The organism is Paraburkholderia sp. Ac-20342 (assembly GCF_017104985.1).
Classification (GTDB): Bacteria; Pseudomonadota; Gammaproteobacteria; order Burkholderiales; family Burkholderiaceae; genus Paraburkholderia.
On sequence record NZ_JAAGPQ010000002.1, the window covers coordinates 11181 to 33796 of the forward strand.

Genomic DNA, 22616 nt, shown 5'->3' on the forward strand with positions numbered 1-22616 from the left:
GATCAATCCAACGTGCTCCGTTTTGTCGTATCGGTTCGAAACTTGATCAAAGATGCCAAAGGCGCCTGTTTCTTGCTGTCCATCCGTTTTTTGTTGCTTGTGACGATCCCACTCCACGCCTTGAACGCCTCCTCAATATTGTCACCGACAGCCTGAGCATTGTTTGCGGCCGAGTCCGGCAGCCCGCCTTGAGAACTGGCAGCGCCGTTCCTTGTGTGAATAGCCCACAACCGCTTCCGGAGCGTCTTCGTTACATCGCCATGCTCATGGCAAATGTTCAATTCACTGTCGACTTCCATACTGCGTGTGTTGACGTTTGCCGAGCCATGCGTGAGGAACACATCGTCGATAATCATGATCTTGCTATGTACATAAGTATTCATCCAGTTTCCCGCCTGGGAGTCCGGTGCGACCAGAGTGCAGATCAACGTTTTCAACCCCGGAATATCACTGGGAATGATCTGCCCTTTGTTATTGTCGGTAATCTTGCTGTTCACGGCATCCAGTTTCTTCTGCAGGTCTTTCTTACGTGCCTCGCTCTGGGCAAAAAACGGTGCGTTCTGTGCGCTTGTTCCGGTGCCATATACTCTCACCGTCTGCTCGCTATCGTCGATACCGTCAATTTGGGACTGAAGAGTGCTTCGCTGGTTTTGCAGTGCGTCGCCGCGCTCCGCCCTCGTCACATTTGGCATCGTATCCGCATGTCCAAGTGACTCCATCATGCGATAAGTCGAAACCTGCCCGTTCTCCAGCGCGTCATCGCTGGAATTGGTCACGACAAACAAATAAACCGTTCCATCCTTGCCGGTGTCACGCCCCCAAGCCAGTTGTTTATTGACGGCAGCCTTGATGTGATCGACCAGCGGCGGCCAACGGAAATACTGGTTCTCGATGTATATGAAGCGGGATACGTTGTTCGTCACCTGCTTATACATCGACCGGATGTCCCGGCGATTCTCAGCTTTTTGCGACTGCGTGCGTAGAATTTGCGCCATGAGAGGTGTACCCCTCTCCTGCCGCACGGCAAGTCGCGTCGCCAGCGCCTTGCGCGGTGTGGTCAAGTCGACCTTCGTAGTGTGCTGCCACGCACGGCAGAAGTTCACATTCAGATGTTCGAGAATCGGGCCAGTAACGCACGCGGACATGTCCTGTCTCGGCGTCGCGCCATTGCGCCCGAAGCGCGGATGCATCCGGGCAAATGAATGCCTGTCATCGTCCCAATAAGCGTCGAGCGTGTTGTGCCCCATCACGAAGCCCACGGCGTGTTCCGGTGCTTCGTAGTCCACCATTACCATTTTCTGGTGATGTGACGGTTCGCCACCGAAGCCGACCGTGACCGCTTCCTCGTTGAGGCTTTTGTCATCGCGGAACCGAGATTCCCGCCACATGATCTCCCATCGATCTTTCAAGGAGAAATCCCGCGTCTGCATCTCGATGCCTGGGAGCCCCTGCAATGCTACCAGCTGGCTTGGCTCAGGAGGCGGCAATCCTGCCGTGTGCCGTGCCCGCAATTCCGCGGCCTGCCGGTTTCTGACGTTTTCCCATTGAGGCCCAACACCCGGAGCGGTCGCATGTCGATACCACTCCCGATCGTATTCCCGCTCCGTATTGTTCTCGTTCTGCGTGAAAAGGTGCCTCCACCAGGTCAAACCTGGAGTCGAATTCTCGGACATCTGCGCAATGCCGAGGGAATCCGCCCAGCACAGAATTCGGACCCGCACGCCTTGCAGCCCCTTCGTGATAAGCAGATCACCGATATTCATCGATGCACCGCGGTCACCACGCCTGAAATACATCGAAGGCTGAAAGCCCCAGCAGATGATATCGACACTGAATCTCGCTGCGTTAATAGCATCGTAAACGGCACCGAATGCCTCCTCACCGTTTACTAGCGGCTTGTAGGAGCACGGTAGCGGGTGAAACTCGACAGGCCGGTTCTCGTCAGTAAAGTCCACGAACCAGGGTGAACATACATCTGCGGTTGATGTCCGGTTCTGTGCAAGCGGTGTTGTGATCGGCGCGCCGGTCATGCATCTTCTCCCGATGGCGGATTGAGCAAGTCGCTGTAACGTTGTCGATGCTGGGCGCGATCGCCGGGTGAGGTCACATCCGGCGCACTGCCATTCGCGTGAAACTGGAATCCCTGATTCGCAAGTGCCCCATTGACAGCATCCCGATACTCGCCCGGCACCGGTATCTCATGCTTGACACCACTCGCCAGTTCTAGCGTGTACTTCTGCGTCGTTACATGGTGATCGATCGGCAACTGGCCTGTATTGTCGAACACGCCCTGCTTGACCAATGCGCCATCTGCAAACAGCTTGTACGGCATGCCTGCGGGAGCGACATTTGTCGCAGATGGCGAAGCGAAGGTATTCAACGTCAGCTGCCGCGTCGGCATATCCTTGAACGCCGGGTTCGTCACATCCATGCGCGTCGGCCCGCTGAACGGGAAGTTTGCCCCCTTGAAGTCGATCGTCCCCGGCGCGTGAATCTCGATGTTGCCGTCCTTGAGGCGAATATATGCGCCCCCGGACGTCAGCAGAATTTCCTGCTGCGCAGCGGCCTGAACCCTCTCCGTCACCGAGGCCAGCAACAGCGACTTCTGCGCGGTCAGCTCGACATTGTCTGCATGTGCCTGCACCTCGACCTTCCCCTTCGCCGCGAACAGCTTTATCCCCGCGTTCTGCACGAATAGGCTCAGTTTGTTGGTGATGCTTGCGACGAGCGATTTGCCCGTCGCAATATGCATGCTCTGGCCGCTCACCAGATTGATGTGCTGATCCGTTGCAACATGTGCCGACTTCTGCGTCGACAGCGCAATGCCTGCAGGGGCGGCGAACAGCATGACGGGCTGTGAGAACGCATTCGCATTACCAGTGCCGCCCCCTGCCGTACTGCCCCCACCGCCTGTCGAGCCCGTCGCGCTATGCTGGGTGGCCTCCGTAAAGGTCTTCAGCGTATCGTGTCCGTCCTTCAGGCTTTCCGCTCGTGACATTTCGCTCGCTCGCGAGGCTGCTTCGAGCACCCCTTGCGAACCGGTGAGCTGATTGCCGGCCATGCGCGCATCGAGCGGCTGGCTCGTCGTCGAATGTGTCGATACATACAGACCTCGGCCCGCACGCAATGCGCCGTATGCCTCCGAACTCAGATCGAACCCGCTGCCGAGAAAGTTGCCGCGCGTGTTACCGGTATGATCGATCAGATAGCCGAGGTGCAACTGCGCGTTGGTGCTGGAACTGTAGAGCTGGACACGGTTCTGGCCGGTTGAGTCGTCCATCACTATCTGGTTGAACCCGTTGCCCGAGAACTCCTTTGAGCGGAATCCCGAGAGCAATCCGTTCGAGTGCCACTGCGGTTTGGCCGCGCCGTTGTACACACGGTGCAGCGCGATCGGCCGGTCGATGTCGTTGCCGATATGGCCGATCAGCAGTTCCTCACCCGCGCGCGGCATGTGCACGCCGCCATAACCATTGCCTGTATCGGACTGCGCAACGCGCACCCAGCAGGATGCTCGCTCATCTCCCTCGTTAAGCCGGTCCCACACGAACAACACCTTGATCCGATTAAGCCCGTCGGTATACGCCTCCTGCCCCTGCGGACCGGCAACGATCGCCGATTCCAGCTTCGCTTCAGGCTTGCGGTGTTCGAACGGGCTGCGGTACGGCACGCTCGTACGCTGTGCTTCGATATAAATCCGGTAGAACCCTGTCGAGCCGTCTGCGTGTGCGACGTTGAACAGCTTGCCGGTATCATCGGCTCGCGCCTGCGCCAGCTGGTTACTCAGACTATGCGGATAATTCGCTTCGTGTCCGGAGATCGGGAGATTGTTCTCGATGGTCCACTCGACCTCAATGGCCGCAAACTCGCGTTGATCGCCAGCATCCTGGTCGTGCAAGGGATGGCCCGCGATCGTGAAGCGCCGCCCCGCATCGATCGCGCGCAGGCCGCCAACGCCGTGGAACCGCTTGGCCTGCGACTCCCATTCCTCCATCCGGATTTTCGACAGATGGTCGCCGCGCTCCTGTTTCGAGTAGGTGTAGCCGCCCGTGTATTCATAGACTTCGGCTTGCCCAGGCAGCGCGCCCTGGTTGGCTATCGTCGGAGTTGTCGTGGCCTTCGGATTGAACGGCGTCGGCGGATTCTTGTAGTCGAACGTGCGCGTCGACAGCAGTGCGGACTGCAACGTCCGCGTTCCCGACCACTGCATCAACGCATTGGCCTCGCTGTTTACGCCCGCACGATAGAAACCAACCCTCTCCGGCGAGAGTGATGCAAGCGTCTGGAGGTTATCGGTAATTACCAGCGTGTGCGATTTGCCGTCGTCCGCCTGCTGCCATATGCCATACAGCCCCTCCGACTCCAAGAGCCGGTGCACGAAGTTCCAGTCAGTGTCGTCCTGCCGGCAGTACGAGCGCTCGGGCAGCGGCTTCGACAGCACGAAGCGGTACATGCCGTGCGCCTGCGGGTGCTGGTTGAACACGTCTGAGACGATCGCATCGACGCTTTTGTCCTGCCAGTGCTTCTGATCACGGCGAAACCGCAGGAAGTGCATCCATGAGGAAAACGCCAGTTGATAGCTGGTAAGACTGCCTTCGCTCCCCAGTCGGCGCGCCATGTGCACGTAGCCGTGGTGCGGGAGGTACGAACCGTCTGTCTGCTGGATCCACAGCGTGATGCCCTGCGCAATCAGCGTCTTGAGCTGAACATCGGCCAACGTGGAAACGCAGTCGAGCATAAACAGGTAATCGCGGCCAATCCGCGAACGCCCCGTTACCCGATGTGGCAGCAGTACGTCATTGCCTGCCGGCGTATCCAGTTTCAGAAGACGGTCCTGCTGCGACAGGCCGCCTGTTATCACCCCGGTTAAATCCTGTGCATTCATGACGCTCTTTATCTGATTATCCGTTCACCTCGCGCGATTTTACGTATGACGATTATGTGAATGCAATCGAATAATCTTCGGGAATTGTAAAATTGGGCAGCCAATTGCCCCAGACTGCTGCCGGTCAGATTCATGCTGACCACTGCCGATAAAACACTATGCCCATCAGTATATTCATTTTGCATACGTCGTGATTCACATACACTGGGATGGAAACAGCGTAGAAACCTGCGATACGCGCAACGTAAGCTCGCGTCTATCTCCTGATACAACAGGCCTTCGACGAACGAATATAGCCGGGACTGCAATGCAGTAAGCGCCGCACCATCTACCCGCGATCAAACCCCATCACCGATCCACCGCCGCCACCGCCTCCCCCTCATCCCAACCGCCCCAAGCGACCGATACAACGCAATCGCCGCAAGCGCATGCTCGCGCCTTGCCTGGTTCAGCGATTCCGCGTCGCGCAGATACGCTTCCTGCGCGGCCAGAACATCGAGAAAGCTCGACGCACCGCCCTTGTACAACTCCGTCGACAAACGCAGCGCGTGATTCGACGCATCGAGCGCAGCGCCGAGACGCTGCACTTGTACCGCGCCGCTCACGAGATCGCTGCGGTTATCCTCGACTTCCTTCAACGCCTGCAGCATCGTCTGCTGCAAGCCGAGTTGCGATTCGCGCATGCGGCTTTCGCTCGCGTCGATGTTCGCGGTAATGCGGCCAGCGTTGAAAATCGGGCTCGTCGCATTGAGGGCGGCGCTAAACAGATTGTCGGTTAGCGTCGGCAATCCCAGGTATGACGAAGCAAGCAGCCCATCCGCGAGATTGATCCTGAACTGCGGATAGCACTGCGCCTTCGACACGCCCACTTCCGCTGCGCGCTGTTCGACGAGCGCATACGCGGTGCGCACGTCGGGCCGATGCAGCAGCGCCTCGGACGGCAACACCTGCGGCGCGCTTTGCGCGGGCACCGGAATCTCGCGCGCGTCGCCGAGCAGCAGCGTGTCGACGCTTTCCGGCGTGCGGCCCGAATACACGGCGATCAGACTCCGCTGATGCTGCACCGCCGATTGCATACGCGGAATCTGCGCCTGCAAATCCTCCAGCTGGTTTTGCGCGCGCGCGACGTCGAGTTGCGTCGACAGACCGTAATGCAGGCGCTCCTGCGTGAGCTTCAGCGCACGGCTGCGAATCGCTTCGTTGTCGCCGAGAATCTGCAATTGCGCCTGAGCCCAGCGCAGATCGATATAGGCCGCCGCCGTATTCGCCGCAAGCGCGAGCCGCAACTCGTTCAAGGCGGCTTCGCGTCCCGACACCTGCGCCTGCGAGGCCAGCACCGCGAGACGTTCGCCGCCGAACACATCGGGCGTCCAGCTCGCGGCCACGCCGAAGCCGGCCTGCCGCACATAGCCGAGCGGCGGCGGCGTGTTCTGGCGCGTGCTCGACGCGCCCGCGTTCGCATTCAGTTGCGGCACGAGCGCCGCACGATCCTGCGTGACGAGATCCTGCGCCTGCTTCACGCGTTCCATTGCAGCCTGCACGTCGAGGTTGCCGGTCAACACCGTTTCGACCAGTTGATGCATGACCGGATCGCCAAACTGCGTCCACCAGGCATCGGCACTCACGCTGTCCTGCGGCGCATCGACGCTCCACGCAGCCGGCGCGATCGTCGCTACCGTCTGCGGCAAATCCGCATGCGTGGCCGGTTGCACCGCGCATCCCGCAAGCGCGAGCCATGCCGCGCTCGCTGCCCACGTCATTATCATCCGCTTCATGTTCGACTCCTTAATGGGCTTCGGGCGGCGGCGCGGTATTGCCGAACGGGCGCGAAAACAGCACGCTCAGCAAGCCGACCACAAAGCAAAGCGACACGGCGAGAAACGCGTCGGAGAAAGTAAGAACGAGCGCTTCGCGCATCAGTACCGCGTGCAATTCACCGAGCCCCGCATTCGCTGCATTCAATACGCCGCCGCCGACGGCCGACAGATATTCGGCCTGTTTTTGCAGGATCGACTCGACCACCGGACGGCCCGCGGTCAAATGCTCATCAAGCCGTTCGTAGTGGAAATTCAAACGGTCATTCAGCATCGTGCTGCTGACCGCAATGCCGATTGCACCGCCGAGATTACGCATCAGATTGAAAAGCCCGCTCGCGGAACGCAACCGCGACGGCGGCAATGCGCCGAGCGCCATCGTGACGATCGGCGGAATGCAGAACTGCTGACCAATGCCGCGCAACGCCTGCGGAATCAGCAGTTGCTGCCAGCCCCATTGGCTCGTCAACGGCACATACAGATAGCAGCCGATGCCGAACAGTACGAGCCCGAACACCATCAGCATGCGCATATCGACGAAGCGCGCGAGCATCGAATAGGCGACCAGCGCGAGCAGTTGAAAGCAGCCGACCGACAGCAGCGCAAGGCCGATCTGCAACGAATCGAAACCGCGCACGCGCCCGAGAAAGACCGGCGTCAGAAATACCATGCAGAAAATCCCGATGCCGGTAATGAACGACAGCAGACTGCCGATGCCGAAATTGCGCAGCGCGAGCGCGCGCAGATCGACAATCGGGTCTTTCGCCGTAAAGGCGTGCACGACGAACAGAAAGCCGCAGATTGCCGCGACCCACGCGCACAATACGATGACGTCGTCGCCGAACCAGTTCTTGCGCGGGCCTTCTTCGAGCACGTATTCGAGGCAGCCGAGAAAGCCCGACATCAGCAGAATGCCGACGTAATCCCCCTTCTTCAGCAACGACAGATCGGCTTTGTCGATATGCACATACTTCGGCACCATCAGCGTAACGATCACACCGGGCACGAGATTCAGATAGAACAGCCAGTGCCACGACCATTGCGACGTGATCCAGCCGCCGATCACGGGGCCGATGGTCGGCGCGAGCGAGGCAAGCGCGCTGATCGTCGTGGACGCAATCAGGCGCTGCTTGCCCGGAAACAGCACGAATGCCGTGGTAAACACGGTCGGAATCATCGCGGCGCCGAGCGCACCTTGCAAACCGCGAAACAGGATCATCGAGTGGATGTCCCATGCGAGCCCGCACAGCATGCTCGTTACCGTGAAGCCGAACGAGGAGAACGTGAAAAGCCAGCGTGTCGAGAACACGCGCGTGAGCCAGCCCGACATCGGAATCACGATGATCTCCGCGATCAGATACGAAGTCTGCACCCACGGCAATTCGTCCTGACTCGCGGACAATCCACCGCCGATGTCGCGCAACGAGGATGCGACGATCTGGATATCGAGTGTCGCCATGAAGAAGCCGATGCACATCAGCGTGAACGCGAAAACCTTGGTGCGGGTCGGCTGATCGGCGGGATTGTCGGGAACGTAAGTCATGATCGGCTTATCCCCGAGTTGCCGCGTTGCCGGCGTCGACGTGTACCTTGACCGTCGCCGAAAGACCGGGACGCAGCACGTTTTGCATGTCCTTCGGCACATCGAGGCGCACGCGCACCGGCACGCGCTGAACGATCTTCGTGAAGTTGCCGGTCGCGTTTTCGGCGGGTAGCAGGCTGAAGGTTGCGCCGGTAGCCGGCGCGAGACTTTCGACCACGCCATGCAGTTGCCGGCTCGATGCGTCGAGATCGACGTCGACGCTGTCTCCGGCATGCATCTTCTTCAGTTGGTCTTCCTTGAAGTTCGCGTCGATCCACAAACCGCTCGCCGGCACGACCGTCAGCAGCGATACGCCGGTGTTCGCAAGCAGCCCCACGCGTGCGGTGCGATTGCCGACATAGCGGTCGATCGGCGAACGGATCGTCGTGTACCCGACGTTCAGCGCCGCGACGCGCTGTGCGGCCTGCGCGGTCGCGATACGTGCCTTCGCGTCGCCAATCTGCGCGTCGAGCACCGCGATCTGGCGTTGCGCGGCAAGCAGCGCCGCGCCGCTGCGATCGACCGCGGCACGCGCTTTCGTCAGATCGGCGTCGGCCTTCTCGACGACCTGGTTCGATACCGCATCGTCTTTCACGAGTTCGCGATAGCGCGTCTGGTCGGCGGCGCTGCGCGTCAGCTCGGCGCCGGAGGCGCGAACCTCGGCGGCCTGCTCGCCGATCGAGGCGAGTTGCAGCGATTTCTTCGCTTCCAGTTCGATGACGGCCGCCTGCGCGCTCTCCACTTCGGCGTTCGCCTGCGCGAGACGGGCCTCGTAATCGCGCGCATCGAGCCGCACGAGCACCTGGTTCGCGTGGACGAACTCGTTGTCGCGCACGAGCACGTCGGTGACGAAGCCGTTCACCTTCGGCGCCATCACGGTCACGTCACCGCCGACGTAGGCATCGTCGGTCGTCTCGACGAAACGGCCGACGAAGAACCAGTACGAAGCAGCAAGCGCCAGAACGACAATGACCGTGAGAACCGCGAGTAGCATCCACGGAATGCGCCGTACCTGCCGGGCGGGTTGCAGCGCGCTCGGCGGCGCGACAGTCGAAGGTGTAGTGGACATGGTTCGTATATGTGCGTATGCACTTATCAGGTTAAAAAAAACGGCGCCATGCGCCGGCCTCCGCGACTTCTAGCGTTGATGTCAAAGCGAATCCCGGGTGATCGCAAACAGTTCGGTGCGCAGCGCAGCCGCGCGCTGCTCGCCGAACCGGTGTTCGAATTCGGCTTGCGCGGCGTGCCAATGCGCGCGGCCCGCGCTCAGCCGCTCCGCACCGGTCGCGGTCAGCGAAATCAACAGCGTGCGTGCATCCGCGCCCCTCGTCGCGCTCGACACGAGGCCATCGCGGCGCAGTGGCTGGATCGTGCGGACCAGCGTGGTGCGCTGCATGTGCATTGCCTCGGCGATCTGCTTCATCGTCATCGGACCTGTGCGCCTGAGCCGTCCTAGCAGCGAAAACTGCGTAATGGTCAACCCGACATTCGACAGATGCCGGTCGTAGATTTGCGATACGTGGCGCGCCGCCTGGCGGATCGCAAAGCAGTCGTCGTCGAAAAGTGCTTCCATTGCGGTACTTTCCTGCTCGTTGCACGTTAGTGCATATGCACACAAAAAGATATAAGAAAACCCGCCGAAGCGGGTTGATCCGCGCAATCTAACCGGTAATGCTGAACAACTCGGCGCGCAGCATTTTGGCGCGCGCGCGGCCAAACTTCTTTTCGAATTCGTCCTGCGCTTCGCGCCATGCAATGGATGCCTGATCGAACGTCCCTTCGCCCTTTTCCGTCAGGCTGAACAGAAATGTACGGCCATCGTGCTCCGCCGCCTCGGCCACCACGAGGCCGTCGCGCTGCAACGGCTTCATCGCGCGAACTAGCGTGGTGCGCTCCATGACCATTGCGTCCGCAAGGTCTGCCATCGGCAGATTCGGCATGCGCGCGAGCTTGGCGAGAATCGTGAACTGCGCAGCCGTCAGCCCGACACCACTGAGATGGCGTTCGTAGATTTGCGTGACGTGCCGCGCCGCCTGGCGCAGCGCGAAGCAGTTACATTCGTCGTAGGAGATCGGTCGGGTCATGCTGGGCAGTCTATATGTGCATACGCACATAGTCAAGATTTTTGTGAATTGAAGAGCCTTGCTCGATAGCGGACATCGCCGTTCCTGTCGTTAGCCCTGTCTCTTCCGTCGTGCTGAATCGTGACCCATATGGCAAGCGCGTTTGCCATCGGGAGAAGAAATGATGCTCTAGCGGATATTTTCCGGCCTTAAAACTCAAGGATTTTTCACAATTTCAGTCATGAATAGATCATCGCCTTGAGCACAGATGTGCCACGCGCAGTTAGTGCAAAAGTCATAGGACACGGCACTTCGGTGGGCTTCCGGGACGGCTGAGTCCGTTCTTGCCGAGGGTATCTCCGACTCATTGACAAAACCGTGTCGTTGCTTTTCTGCGGGAAGTTGGGAACGATCGCAGGCCATATGTCGGTTTGCCCCCTATTCGCGATTGAGGAGAGCCCATCCGCAAGCTTTCCTTCGCGGATGGCGGGACGGAGATTGTTTGCCAACCAACATCACCAAATAGCTCAACTGAAGAGGAGACCATGTATTAATGGCAGCACAGATGATTCCCGTTGACACAACCGTGACCATTCGGGAGGACATACCCAAATACGTCCGTCTTCCGCATCAGGCAATGGGTTACCTCGAAGAAAAAATCCGCTCGGCGATGTGGTGGCCCGAGGTACTGCGGGTGCAGAGACCGGATGGCCTCGTGGGAACGAGCCTGCTCAAGCAGATTGCGATGAGCGCGGCGATTCGCGCGGATGAGAGGAAACATGAGTTCTGCTGGCGGTACAAGGCCGAGGTGTCGTTTGATATGCGGCCGTGGATAACAAGCAGACATGCAAAAGCGCCAATTCCTTTTCTCAGCAAGAGCGATGGCGACACCCCCGGGCGCCGCCACAGCCAGAACCCGTTTCCCCTGCCTGGCAGCCTTGCGGGCGAGGTGCGCCGCCCGGATGTGGTGATCGTCGAGAACGAGGGCAACCGCTGGCCGGGACGCGGGACCGTCGATCACGACGGCATGGCTCAGTGGCCGAACCTGCTGAGGCTCGTCGAGGTCAAGTTTCCGGGAGACACCTGGGGCGAAAACCAGGAGCGCGACTATCTCGGCATTGCCGGCGATAACCGCCACATGACCGTGCTGAAAGTCTCGGGTGGTGAGGAACGTGCAAAGGCAATGGTCGAGGCGGCCATTGCCGCCGGGTTCCTCGGCAAGGTCGCCGGCAGGCTGCTGCTGCGCGCCCGGCTCCGCTCGAAGATACCGGTCCCACAGGCCGCATGGTTCGAGCCGTGGAGCGCGCTGGAGGGCGCAGCCGGTTCGGCCGCGAGCGGTGTGGCGGCGTTATGGGATACGGCGGCACAAGGGGCCCGCGAGCTTTCTGACGACACCCAAGCCTGGCTGCGTCAGGAGGCGCAGTGGCTGTTCGAGCAGGGCCGGTGGATAACGGAAGCGCATGCCGCCGGCCATGAATGGCACTACCTCAACGATGCAAACCGGGCCGTGTCGCGCTACACCGCTGCGGAACTCAAGGCCGCATGGCAGCAGATCAGACAGCAGACCGACCTGACCGTCCAGCAACTCCGGCAGATCGACTGGGGACAGGTGTGCATCACCATGTCCGGGGGGATGGCCGTGGTTGTCCTCGTCATCGATGGGGTCCTCGTTCCCGTTGTGCTGACGCAGGCCCTCGTCGGCGCGCTGGCCGCGCTGGTGGCGATCACCACGACAGCGGGCGACGCGGCGCTGATGGCGGCACTGACCAGTCCACCCAATTTTTCTTTTACTGCAAACGGATCACATGATGAATTCTTCCCGTAAAAAGCCGGTGCTGGCACCGGCGGAAGCCTTCAGCCGCTATGGCGAGGAACTATGTCAGCACGACAACCGGGGCGGGCTGGTGATCTTCCCCGGCGTAATCGGCACGGTGTTCTTCGAGCGCGGTTCGAAGCCCGATGTACGCCGGGGACTGCTCGCCTGCTTCGACCGTTTCGAGCAACTGTTTGGCCCTTACCTGAAAGGCGGCAGGAATGGCGATGACGGCCGCTTCAGCCGGAAGACGCCACGCGGGGTCGAAGCGATGCGCCGGGCAATTCTGGAAACTCAGCCCGAAATCAAGGTTGAGGTCGTACGCTCCAGCGCGATCGACGAGGATAGCGCCGCAGCCTATCAGATCAAGACGCTGACCGATGTGGCGGTAGCCGAGGACTATACCGATCCGTCAGGATTTTTCGTGAAGAAAGGGCAGGACTGTGGCTTGTCCTACCTCAAATTCTGGATGCCGATGGATTTCGTGAACACGCCCGAAGGTGTCCGGAGCTACGAGGCGTTCCTGCGCTTCGTCTGCGAACAGCTTCCGGTGCGGGGCGGCTACGGCGGATTCTCATCCATCCTGCCGTACAGTTTCCACGAGTATATGCCGCAGGAGTGGGCGCTTGCGCAGCGGTTCAGCGGACTGGAAATCGACAGCTACGCGTTCATACAAGATATGGAATACGACACCATGTCGTACGAGGGTCAATCGACCGACCACATGACGGCGCTTTATGAAGACCTTCGTCCCGGCGCCAAAGTCGGGCATTACGGCTTCATCAAGGGCGTGAACTGGTACACCCTCATCGGCGACCTGTTCGTCGACCGCCTCGGCGGGGAAGCCGCCGTGCGAGCCGAACTGGCACGGCCTGACATCGGCATCGAGCGGGTCGGCCACTGCCTGCTGATCCGCGCAGGCGACTTCCCCCGCCTCGGCGCGCCTGAAGAGGGACTTCCCGAACCCTACGTGTTCGTCAATCGCGTGCTACGTGTGCTGCGCAATCCCGCGCCTCCCTCGCTGCACACCAATGTGCCGGGTGCCGAGCATGCCGACCTCGACGGCACCCGTCGATGGGAAGCCCGCTTTGATCTACCCGGTCCGCCACCGTTGCCGCGCACGCCTGAAATCGTCCCCGCGAAGAAAAACTGACCCAAGGCAGCGGCCTGGATTTTTTCGGCTCGGCGACCTCACCGACCACGGCGGCGAGGTCTTCACTGCATCGAAGGCAGACTATCAAATCAATCGATGAAGCCGGGTTATCGAACGGAGTACCCCGTCCATCGCTTTTACAGAGCGAGCAGAGCGAAAACCACCGTCATACCGTTTCTCAAAGCATGCAAGACAACCAAACCAACCCCCACCCACATTTCACTCCACACTGAAACATCCACATCAGGACACACGCATAATTCGATTCCACAGGCGGACCACGACGCGCATCGCTCATACCCACACCGTCAAGGCGAAATCGAATTGCCCCGTACCGAACCAGCCACGGGAAACGGCCCAAACACCGCTCTCGAACTCGCCCTGCTTCTGGCGCTCTCGACGCTATGGGGCGCGTCCTATACGTTCATCCGGATCGGCGTCGCCACGATTCCCCCGCTAACGCTCATCGCGGCGAGAACCTTGATCGCCGGTTCGGCGCTCCTGTTCTGGATGAAAGTCCAACGCATCCCGATGCCGCGCGGCCTCGCGACATGGCGCCGCTTCCTGGTACAGGCGCTATTGAACAGCGTGGTTCCCTTCACGCTGATCGCGTGGGCGGAACGTTCGGTCGAAGCGGGTTTGGCGACCATTCTCAACTCCGCGTCACCGGTACTCGCATTTCTCGGCACCTGGACGATGACGCGCCATGAACCGCTGACACCCCGCAAATTGTTCGGCGTCGTCGCGGGACTCGCCGGCATATGCCTCGTTGTCGGCGTAAGCGCATTCGAAGGACTCGGGCATCAACTGATTCCGCAACTGGCGATCGTCGCGGCGACGGTTTGCTATGCAGGCGCGGCGATTTACGGTCGCTCGTTCAAAGGACTCTCACCGGCCGCGCCCGCGGCGGGCTCGCTGATTGCCGGCGCAATACTGCTCACGCCCGTCAGTCTGGTCGTCGATCGCCCCTGGACGCTTCACCCTTCATGGCAATCGCTCATGGCGCTAGCCGCGCTCGCGGTCTTTTCGACGGCCATGGCGTTCGTCATCTACTTTCGGCTCGTGCAAACGCTCGGCTCGGTCGGCACGACCGCGCAAGCCTATCTGCGCGTTCCGATTGGCGTGGGAATCGGCATGGCGCTGCTCGGCGAATCGCTGTCCACGTCGGCGTGGCTCGGACTGGCGTGTGTCGTTGCCGGCGTCGCCGCCATGACGATTCCATCGCGCGAGACGCACAAGCAGAGCGCGTAACGGGACTTGCCGCGAGTCCTCGCGCGCGCAGCAAATACGCGCTATTCGCCACCTAGCAACGTGTCGAGCATGCGCTGCGGGTTCATCAGAAAAGCGCGCATGACCTGGTAGTGCTCCGTGTCCTCATACGCCATTTGCGACACGCCGTTTGCATCGAAGTGATAGATCGTTGCATCGGGATAAGCCATCAGGATCGGCGAGTGCGTCGCGATAATAAATTGCGAGTCGTCGCTGACGAGATCGTGAATTCGGGCAAGCGCCGCGAGTTGCCGTTGCGGCGACAACGCGGCCTCGGGTTCGTCGAGCAGATACAGCCCCTTGCCGCCGAAGCGGTTCATCAGCAACGTCAGAAACGATTCGCCGTGAGACTGCTCGTGCAGCGAGCGGCCACCATACGAGTGGATGATGCGCGCCCCCAGCCCCGGCTCCGAGTCGAGGTTCTCGATCTCGGTGGCAACGTTGAAAAAACTCTCCGCGCGCAGAAAGAACCCGTCCCTGGGGCGCTTGATACCCTTCGCGATGCGCAGATAGTCCGCGAGATTCGAGTGCGAGTTGCGCGTGCCGAAGTTGAAGTTCTTCGTCCCACCCTCGGGATTGAAGCCCATCGAAACCGCCACCGCTTCCAGAAACGTCGATTTTCCCGAGCCATTTTCGCCGATCAGGAACGTCACCTTCGGATGCGGTTCGAGCGACTCGAACGAGTGAATCGCGGGCAAGGAAAACGGATAGCACTCGAAAGACTCGACCTTCTCGCGCAGCAGTGAAATACGGCTGATGTACTGGGTGGAAATCATCGCAGGTACGGTGGAAACGGTTGCATCATTCTAGCCCTAGCACCGTCACCCCCACTTCCATCCGATGCGCGCCGCCGCCGAGAATCGTCCCGCGCAACAGCGACACGTCGCTGTAATCGCGGCCGATCGCGAGCGTCACATGATCGAGATCGGCAAGCACGTCGTTGGTCGGATCGAGATCGATCCAGCCGCTGCCGGGGCAATGCACCGAAACCCATGCATGCGACGCGTCGGCGCCGATGAGCTTCGGCTGTCCCGGTGGCGGATCATTGCGCAGATAGCCGCTCACATAGCGTGCGGGCAAGCCGAGCGAGCGCAGGCAGCCGATCATGACCTGCGCGAAATCCTGGCATACGCCGCTTTTCAGTTCGAAGGCACGCTCGGCCGGCGTATCGAACAGCGTTGCCGAGGGCTTATAGGCGAAGTCCGCGTGAATCCGCTGCATCAGATCGATCGCGCCTGCCACGAGCGGCCGGCCGCTCGTAAAGCTCGGCAACGCATAGTCGCGCAGCGACGGCCGCAAGGCGATATTCGGCGACGCGAAACAGAACTCGACCTCGGGCCGAAACTCGCCGCCGACGCGAAACCGCAGCGCATCGGCCACCGTTTCCCACGCGGGCGTGGCCTCGGCATCGAGATCGGTCCAGCGCGGCGTCAGCGACACCGTCGTTTCGCTGACCAGTTGCAAGCATTCGTGCGGCGTATCGAGCGCGAAGTACAGCACGTCATTGCCGAACGCGTCGATACGGCTATGCAGATACGACGGCTGCGGCTCGATCCGCTCGCTGCGCGAGATCACGCGCTGCCACGGGCACGCGAGCGGCCGGATCGTCGCGAGATGCTGCGCGGTCTCAACATAGGTCGAGTAGTGATAAGTCGTGCGATGCGAAACGGACAGCACGGTCGGCGCGTTCTTCATACCCACACCTGCGAGGCGACCGTGGTCGCGTGACTGAAATAACGCGCGCTGATTTCATGCGCGGCCGCATTCGCGAAGCCGCCGATCTGATCGCACAGCGCAATCAGGCTGGCGTAGGCGCCTTGCTCGTCGACTTCGCACAGCGATTCGAGCGAGGGCAGCAATTCGACGGGCGGCAATAGCTCCGCGAACGGCCGGTGCCGCGCGCTGTCCGTCGTCGCCGTGATTTCATCGAGCTTCTTGCGCAGCCGTTCGTACACGCCGTAAATGCCGCGCGGATTGTGCGGTTCGATCACGAGCAGATCGAGCAGGGCCGGCACTTCGAAACGGCCCGGATACAGCGAGCGATACGTGAGCGTGCTATCGAACAGTTGCAGCAGCAGATCGAAACCGGCCGGCGTCGCAAGCTGACCATGCGCGGCGACGCCGCGAACGAATGCGGTCATCGTCGCGACGCGTTCGATATGGCGGCCGACGAACAGCAGGCGCCACGCGCCGTCGCGCGTCATGCGATCGCCCTGTGCGCCGCTGATCGCCGACAACTGTACCGACAGATGTTCGAGCGCGTTCGCGAGCGTCACGCGGTCGTAGCGATCGGCGGCATTGGCGCTTGCGCTATTCGTCGTACCGTCTGCCGTACCACCCGCCGCACCGCTTGCGCCGCCTTTGCCGCTGCTATTGCCATTAGCGGCCACCGGCAACAACGCCTGCAATGCATCCTCGAAGTCATTACGCGCCGCGAGAATCACGCGCCAGTGATCGTTCGACAATCTTCCGCGCACCTCGCCGTTCGCGCGCGCCTGACTGCTCAGGTTCTGGCTGATGCTGACGCTGCCCGCACTGCCGGCGAGATTCGCGACGAGCACGCGCTCGAAGGTCTGCGGCGAAGGCGGCGTATGCGGCGACGCCATATCGCCCGGCTGCACGAGACCGCAGTACGTTGCGAGTTCGACCAGCGCCGGAAACATCGCATCGGCATCGTTGCCTTCGAGCGAGCCGAGAATCAGCCGCAACAGCCGCACGTTGTTTTCCGCGCGCTCGCCGTAACGGCCGGCCCAGAACAGGTTTTCCGCGGCGCGGCTCGACACGGTGCGATGCCGGCGCGAAAGGTCGGCGGGCTGCATCGGCGAAGGCAATAGCGTAAACGTCGAGCTCGGCTGGCTCGACAGCACCCACGTATCGACGCTGCTGCCGCCGTGCTGCATCGACACGGTCGTCTGACGCTCGGCGGCCATGCGCGTAAAGCCGCCCGGCATTACGTGCCAGCCGCCGTTGACGTCGGCGATCGCATAGACGCGCAGCACCGACGGCCGGCCGCCGATCGTGCCGGCCTCGTAGCGCGGCGTACACGAAAAGCGCTGCTCCTGCTGGATCGTGAACGTATCGGGCATCGCCTCGATGCGCTCGCGCCAGGCCGCGAGCGGCTGCGCGCCCTGCTCGATGCCCGGCGGCGCGTCGCGTCCCGCGAGCGGCCATGTCGGCACGATAAAGGCGGTGTCGAGATGCTCGAACGCATGCTCGCGCGCGGCCGCCTCGCCGCACCACCAGGTCGGCACGCCGGGTAGCACGAGTTCCTCGCCGAGCAGCGCCTCGGCAATACCCGGCAGAAAGCCGTGCAGCGCCGGCGATTCGACGAAGCCCGCGCCCGGCACGTTCGACACGATCACATTGCCCGCGCGCATCACCTGCAACAGGCCCGGCACGCCGATCGTCGAATCGGCACGCAGCTCGACCGGATCGCAGAACGCGTCGTCGAGACGGCGCAGCACGACGTGCACGCGTTCGAGCCCGGTCAATGTCTTCAGATAGAGCCGGTCGCCGCGCACTGTCAGGTCCTTGCCCTCGACCAGCGTGACGCCGAGATAGCGCGCGAGAAACACGTGCTCGAAATAGGTCTCGCTGTAAGGCCCCGGCGTGAGCAGCGCGATATGCGGCGATATATCAGAAGATGATGCATCGGCATCGCCGGCGTTCGCTGCGTTGCCCAGGGTCGCCTGCGCGGATCGCACGAGCGTCGCGATCAGTTGCGAATAGATCGGCGCGAGGCGGCTCACGCGCATTGCACGGAACGGCCCGGCGAACAGCGTCGAGACGATCAGGCGGTTTTCGAGCGCATAGCCGAGGCCGGACGGCGCCTCGGTGCGATGCGCGAGCACGCTCCACTCGCCGTTCGGCGTGCGCGTCAGATCGAGCGCGACGACCTGCAAGTACTGCCCGCCCGGTGGCGTGAAGCCCGTCACCGAACGCAGATAGCCAGGATGCCCGAAGACCAGCGCGGGCGGCAATTGCCCGCGTTCGAGCAGCGTGCGCGCGCCGTAGATGTCGGCGACGATGGCATTGAGCAGATGCGCGCGCTGCTTCACGCCGCGCTCGATCTGCTCCCACTCGGCTTCGCTGATCAGAAACGGCAGCAGGCCGAGCGCCCACGGCCGCGACTCGCCGTTGTCCGCATAGACGTTGTAGCTGATGTCGTTGTCGCGAATCTGCTGCGCGATCGACGCGTTATGGTCCGCGAGCCGCGCGATGCCGTCTTCGCCGAGCAGCGCGAAGAACTGCCGCCACGGTTCGCGCAGCGCGCCGGACGCGTCGCGCAGTTCGTCCCAATGTCCGTCATGACCCGGCAGCAACCGCAACAGGGACAAAGCGTCCGCGTGCGGCGCGGACGCTTCGAAGGGCAAGGTCGATTGAAAGGCCAAGGTCGTGTGAGGTCAGGAGTCCATCGTTGTCAACGGCGGCGCAGATCGAGCGTGAACGGAAACTCGAGACTGCGCCGCGGCGTGCCCACCGCGAGCGGCCCCGGCGTGTGACCCGACGCGAAGAAGCGCGCGCGCCGCCGGCTTTCCGCCTCGTAGGCGTTGACCGGGAAGGTCTGGTAGTTGCGCCCGCCCGGATGAGCGACATGATACTGGCATCCGCCGAGCGAGCGGCCGGTCCAGGTATCGACGAGGTCGAACGTGAGCGGCGCATGCACGCCGATCGTCGGATGCAGCGCCGACGCCTGCGACCACGCGCGAAAGCGCACCCCGGCCACGTATTCGCTGACGCGGCCGGTCGGCTGCAACGGCACCGGCACGCCGTTGACGGTCAGCACATGGCGGTTGCCGTTCAAGCCGAGCGCGCGCACTTCGAGCCGCTCCACCGACGAATCGACATAGCGCACCGTGCCGCCGGCGGCACCTTCCTCGCCCATCACGTGCCACGGTTCGAGCGCGTTGCGGATCGTCAGATCGACGCCACTCACGACCATCTCGCCGACCAGCGGGAAGCGGAATTCGAAATGCGGCGCGAACCACGCACTATGGAATGCGAAGCCGGCTTCGCCGAGATCGGCGAGCACGTCGTCGAAATCCATCCTGACGAAGGTGCCGAGCAGGAAGCGGTCATGCAGCTCGGTGCCCCAGCGCGTCAGGCGCTGCGTGTACGGCGTGCGCCAGAAACGCGCGACGAGCGCACGCAGCAGCAGTTGCTGCACGAGACTCATGCGCGCATGCGGCGGCATTTCGAAGCCGCGCAGTTCGAGCAGGCCGAGACGGCCGGTCGGGCCGTCGGGCGAATAGAGCTTGTCGATGCAGAACTCGGCGCGGTGCGTGTTGCCGGCCACGTCGATCAGGATGTTGCGCAGCGCGCGGTCGATCATCCACGGCGGCAGGCTTGCGCTGTCGCGACCGCCGAGCAGATCGATCTGCCGCTGCAATTCGGCGAACGCGACTTCGAGTTCGTAGACCTGATCGTTGCGCGCCTCGTCGATACGCGGCGCCTGGCTCGTCGGCCCGATAAACATCCCCGAGAACAGATACGACAGCGAAGGATGGTTATGCCAGTACGCGACCAGGCTCGCGAGCAGATCGGGACGGCGCAGAAACGGACTGTCGGCCGGCGTCGCGCCGCCGAGCACGAAGTGATTGCCGCCGCCGGTGCCGGTGTGGCGGCCGTCGAGCATGAACTTCTCGCTGCTCAGATAGCAGTGCTCGGCCGACCGGTACAGGTACTCGGTGTGATCGACGAGTTGCTCCCAGCTCGCGGCCGGATGGATGTTGACTTCGATCACGCCGGGGTCGGGCGTCACCTGCAACACCTTCAGGCGCGCGTCGCGCGGCGGTTGATAGCCTTCGAGCACGACCTGCATCTTCAGTTCTTCGGCCGTCGCTTCGACTGCGGCGAGCAGGTCGAGATAATCGTCGAGATCGGTCAGCGGCGGCATGAATACATGCAGCAGCGTATGGCCGCTGCCGAACGAATCCGTTTCGGCCTTCGGGCCGGCCGCGCGCTTCGGGTCGCGCGCCTCGACGCAGAGCGCGGTGCGCAGCGTATCCGCCGACGATTGCCCGCGTGCGGGCGCCTGCGCTTCTCCCAGCACGCCTTCCCGCGCCTCGTCGGCGCGTGGCGCATAGGCCAGCACGGTGCCGCCCGGCATGCCGCTCAGCACATCCGCCGCGGATAGCGACAACGCCGCGGCCTGGCGTGCCTCGGCCGTTGCCTCGGCGGACCCCGCCTGCTCGCGCACGCCTTCGTATTGCAGGCGCAACTGCGCGGCCGTGCGCAACGGCTGCGGCGGCGCGAACGGATCGTGCGCGTGCTGATACGGATAGTCGGTCTCCGATACCCACGGCAGCGAGTCGAGCGGCAAGCGGTAGCCCATCGGCGAATCGCCCGGAATCAGGTACATGCGCTCGTCGCGGAAGAACCAGCGGCCGCTGACCCACTTCGGCGTCGAGCCGGGCAAGCCGCGTGCGCGGCCGAGCGGCAGCACGTAGCCGGTCGGGTGGCTGAGGCCCGCATCGAACACGCGCCGCAGCCGCGCGCGTTCGAGTTCGTCGTCGAGGCGCGCATCGAACGGATCGACGTTGACGGGCAGGCGGCGCTCGCGCCATAGGTAGTACCAGGTATCTTCGTAGCCGGTCTCGATGCAGTTCTTGTCGACCGAGAGCTTGTCCGCCAGATGCGCGATGAAGCGCTGCGCGTCGCTGGCGGTATAGCGGCCCGGCTCGCGTTCGTCGGCGAAGAGCGCGGGGTTATGCCAGCACGGCTCGCCGTCGGCGCGCCAGTAGAGCGACATCGCCCAGCGCGGCAACTGCTCGCCCGGATACCATTTGCCCTGGCCGAGATGCAGGAAGCCGCCCGCGCCGTAGCGCTCGCGCAGCCGGTCCATCAGCGCGACCGCGTAGCCGCGTTTGGTGGGCCCGAGCGCATCGGTGTTCCATTCGGCGGCGTCGCGGTCGCGCACCGACACGAAGGTCGGCTCGCCGCCCATCGTGAGGCGCACGTCCATCCCGGCGAGTTCGCGATCGACCCGCGCGCCCATCGCCTGCACGTCGCTCCAGACTTCCTCGCTGTACGGCTTCGTCACGCGCGGCGTTTCGAGCACGCGTTCGATCGACATCGCGTGGCCGAACTCGACCTCGCATTCGTCGACCGCGCCCGAGATCGGCGCCGCGCTGCCCGGCTCCGGCGTGCACGCAACCGGAATATGCCCCTCGCCCGCGAGCAGCCCCGAGGTCGGATCGAGCCCGATCCAGCCCGCGCCGGGCAGATAGACTTCGCACCACGCATGCAGGTCGGTGAAGTCGACTTCGGTGCCGCTCGGGCCGTCGATCGCTTTGACGTCGGGCGCGAGTTGCAGCAGATAGCCCGACACGAAGCGCGCCGCGAAGCCGAGTTGCCGCAGCGTCTCGACGAGCAGCCAGCCCGAATCGCGGCACGAACCCGAAGCGTTTACGAGCGTTTGCTCGGGGGTCTGCACGCCGGGCTCCATCCGGATCAGATAGCGGATCTCGTGTTGCAGCCGCTGATTGAGCGCGACGAGAAAGTTAGCGGTGCCGGCCGGCGTGCGGTCGATGCTCGCGACGAATTCGGCGAAGCGCGGCGTCATCGGCCGCTGGATGCGATACGGCGCGAGTTCGGCGGCAAGCTCCGGCGCATAGTCGAACGGAAACTGCTCGGCCGACGGTTCGAGAAAGAAATCGAACGGGTTATAGACGGCCATTTCGGCGACCAGATCGACGGTCACCTTGAATTCGCGCGTCGGTTCGGGAAACACGAGCCGCGCCTGATAGTTGGCGAAGGCGTCCTGCTGCCAGTTGATGAAGTGCCGCTCCGGCTCGACCCGCATCGAATACGACAGGATCGGCGTACGGCAGTGCGGCGCGGGCCGCAGCCGCACGACCTGGGGCGACAGCGAGACGAGCCTGTCGTAGCGGTAATGAGTAACGTGATGCAACGCGACGCGAATGGACACTCCGGACTCCTCGACGAAGATGGGCAGCCCGCCAGAAAGCAAGCTCTATGCCGTTGAGCGACAACCGCTACCTGAACCGCCTGGTGCTTCATGAATTGCGTTGTGCT

General features: G+C 62.4%; 13 protein-coding genes and 1 pseudogene. 3 read left to right on the top strand and 11 right to left on the bottom strand.

Going from position 1 to position 22616, the window contains the following annotated elements; translation table 11 throughout:
* Positions 1 to 2 precede the first annotated feature (2 nt).
* The 7 genes and pseudogenes from G3N58_RS00870 to G3N58_RS00900 all read right to left on the bottom strand — a co-directional run bounded on the left by G3N58_RS00870 (position 3) and on the right by G3N58_RS00900 (position 10365).
* Positions 3 to 2030 carry a phospholipase D-like domain-containing protein gene (locus G3N58_RS00870; RefSeq protein WP_205998266.1) on the bottom strand — a complete coding sequence of 676 codons (2028 nt, stop codon included), beginning with the start codon at positions 2028 to 2030 and terminating at the stop codon, positions 3 to 5.
* Positions 2027 to 4885 (bottom strand): type VI secretion system Vgr family protein, encoded by a 2859-nt coding sequence (locus G3N58_RS00875; protein WP_167044524.1) that lies wholly within the window; start codon positions 4883 to 4885, stop codon positions 2027 to 2029. The genes G3N58_RS00870 and G3N58_RS00875 overlap by 4 nt, the downstream gene beginning before the upstream one ends.
* Positions 4886 to 5233: 348 nt before the next feature.
* Positions 5234 to 6660, bottom strand: a pseudogene (locus G3N58_RS00880) (efflux transporter outer membrane subunit).
* Positions 6661 to 6670: 10 nt separating this feature from the next.
* Positions 6671 to 8242, bottom strand: a complete 1572-nt coding sequence (locus tag G3N58_RS00885) for a DHA2 family efflux MFS transporter permease subunit (protein ID WP_205998268.1) — start codon at positions 8240 to 8242, stop codon at positions 6671 to 6673.
* A 7-nt stretch (positions 8243 to 8249) separates the two neighbouring features.
* Positions 8250 to 9350: an HlyD family secretion protein gene (locus G3N58_RS00890; RefSeq protein WP_205998269.1), complete on the bottom strand. Its 1101-nt coding sequence runs from the start codon at positions 9348 to 9350 to the stop codon at positions 8250 to 8252.
* Between the two features lie 81 nt (positions 9351 to 9431).
* Entirely contained in the window at positions 9432 to 9854 is a 423-nt protein-coding gene (locus G3N58_RS00895; RefSeq protein ID WP_167044533.1) for a MarR family winged helix-turn-helix transcriptional regulator, read from the bottom strand.
* A gap of 88 nt (positions 9855 to 9942) precedes the next feature.
* Complete coding sequence (locus tag G3N58_RS00900; protein WP_167282017.1) at positions 9943 to 10365, bottom strand: MarR family transcriptional regulator; 423 nt, start codon at positions 10363 to 10365, stop codon at positions 9943 to 9945.
* A gap of 532 nt (positions 10366 to 10897) precedes the next feature.
* Here G3N58_RS00900 and G3N58_RS00905 point away from each other — a divergent pair.
* The 3 genes from G3N58_RS00905 to G3N58_RS00915 all read left to right on the top strand — a co-directional run bounded on the left by G3N58_RS00905 (position 10898) and on the right by G3N58_RS00915 (position 14561).
* The gene (locus tag G3N58_RS00905; RefSeq protein ID WP_205998270.1) at positions 10898 to 12169 is read left to right on the top strand and encodes a VRR-NUC domain-containing protein; all 1272 of its coding nucleotides are present in this window, start codon (positions 10898 to 10900) and stop codon (positions 12167 to 12169) included.
* Positions 12150 to 13310 (top strand): type VI immunity family protein, encoded by a 1161-nt coding sequence (locus G3N58_RS00910; RefSeq protein ID WP_241016946.1) that lies wholly within the window; start codon positions 12150 to 12152, stop codon positions 13308 to 13310. The genes G3N58_RS00905 and G3N58_RS00910 overlap by 20 nt, the downstream gene beginning before the upstream one ends.
* Before the next feature lie 324 nt (positions 13311 to 13634).
* Positions 13635 to 14561: an EamA family transporter gene (locus tag G3N58_RS00915; protein WP_205988378.1), complete on the top strand. Its 927-nt coding sequence runs from the start codon at positions 13635 to 13637 to the stop codon at positions 14559 to 14561.
* 41 nt (positions 14562 to 14602) lie between these two features.
* On the opposite strand, the gene G3N58_RS00920 is transcribed toward G3N58_RS00915, so the two are convergent.
* Genes G3N58_RS00920 through G3N58_RS00935 form a run of 4 tightly spaced genes read right to left on the bottom strand, consistent with a single transcriptional unit; the run spans position 14603 to position 22509 of the window.
* Positions 14603 to 15355 (bottom strand): AAA family ATPase, encoded by a 753-nt coding sequence (locus G3N58_RS00920; protein WP_205998271.1) that lies wholly within the window; start codon positions 15353 to 15355, stop codon positions 14603 to 14605.
* Between the two features lie 25 nt (positions 15356 to 15380).
* Entirely contained in the window at positions 15381 to 16274 is an 894-nt protein-coding gene (locus G3N58_RS00925) for a transglutaminase family protein (RefSeq protein WP_167044545.1), read from the bottom strand.
* Complete coding sequence (locus G3N58_RS00930; protein ID WP_205998272.1) at positions 16271 to 18970, bottom strand: circularly permuted type 2 ATP-grasp protein; 2700 nt, start codon at positions 18968 to 18970, stop codon at positions 16271 to 16273. The genes G3N58_RS00925 and G3N58_RS00930 overlap by 4 nt, the downstream gene beginning before the upstream one ends.
* Positions 18971 to 18999: 29 nt before the next feature.
* Positions 19000 to 22509: a transglutaminase family protein gene (locus G3N58_RS00935; protein ID WP_205988363.1), complete on the bottom strand. Its 3510-nt coding sequence runs from the start codon at positions 22507 to 22509 to the stop codon at positions 19000 to 19002.
* Between the last annotated feature and the right edge of the window lie 107 nt (positions 22510 to 22616).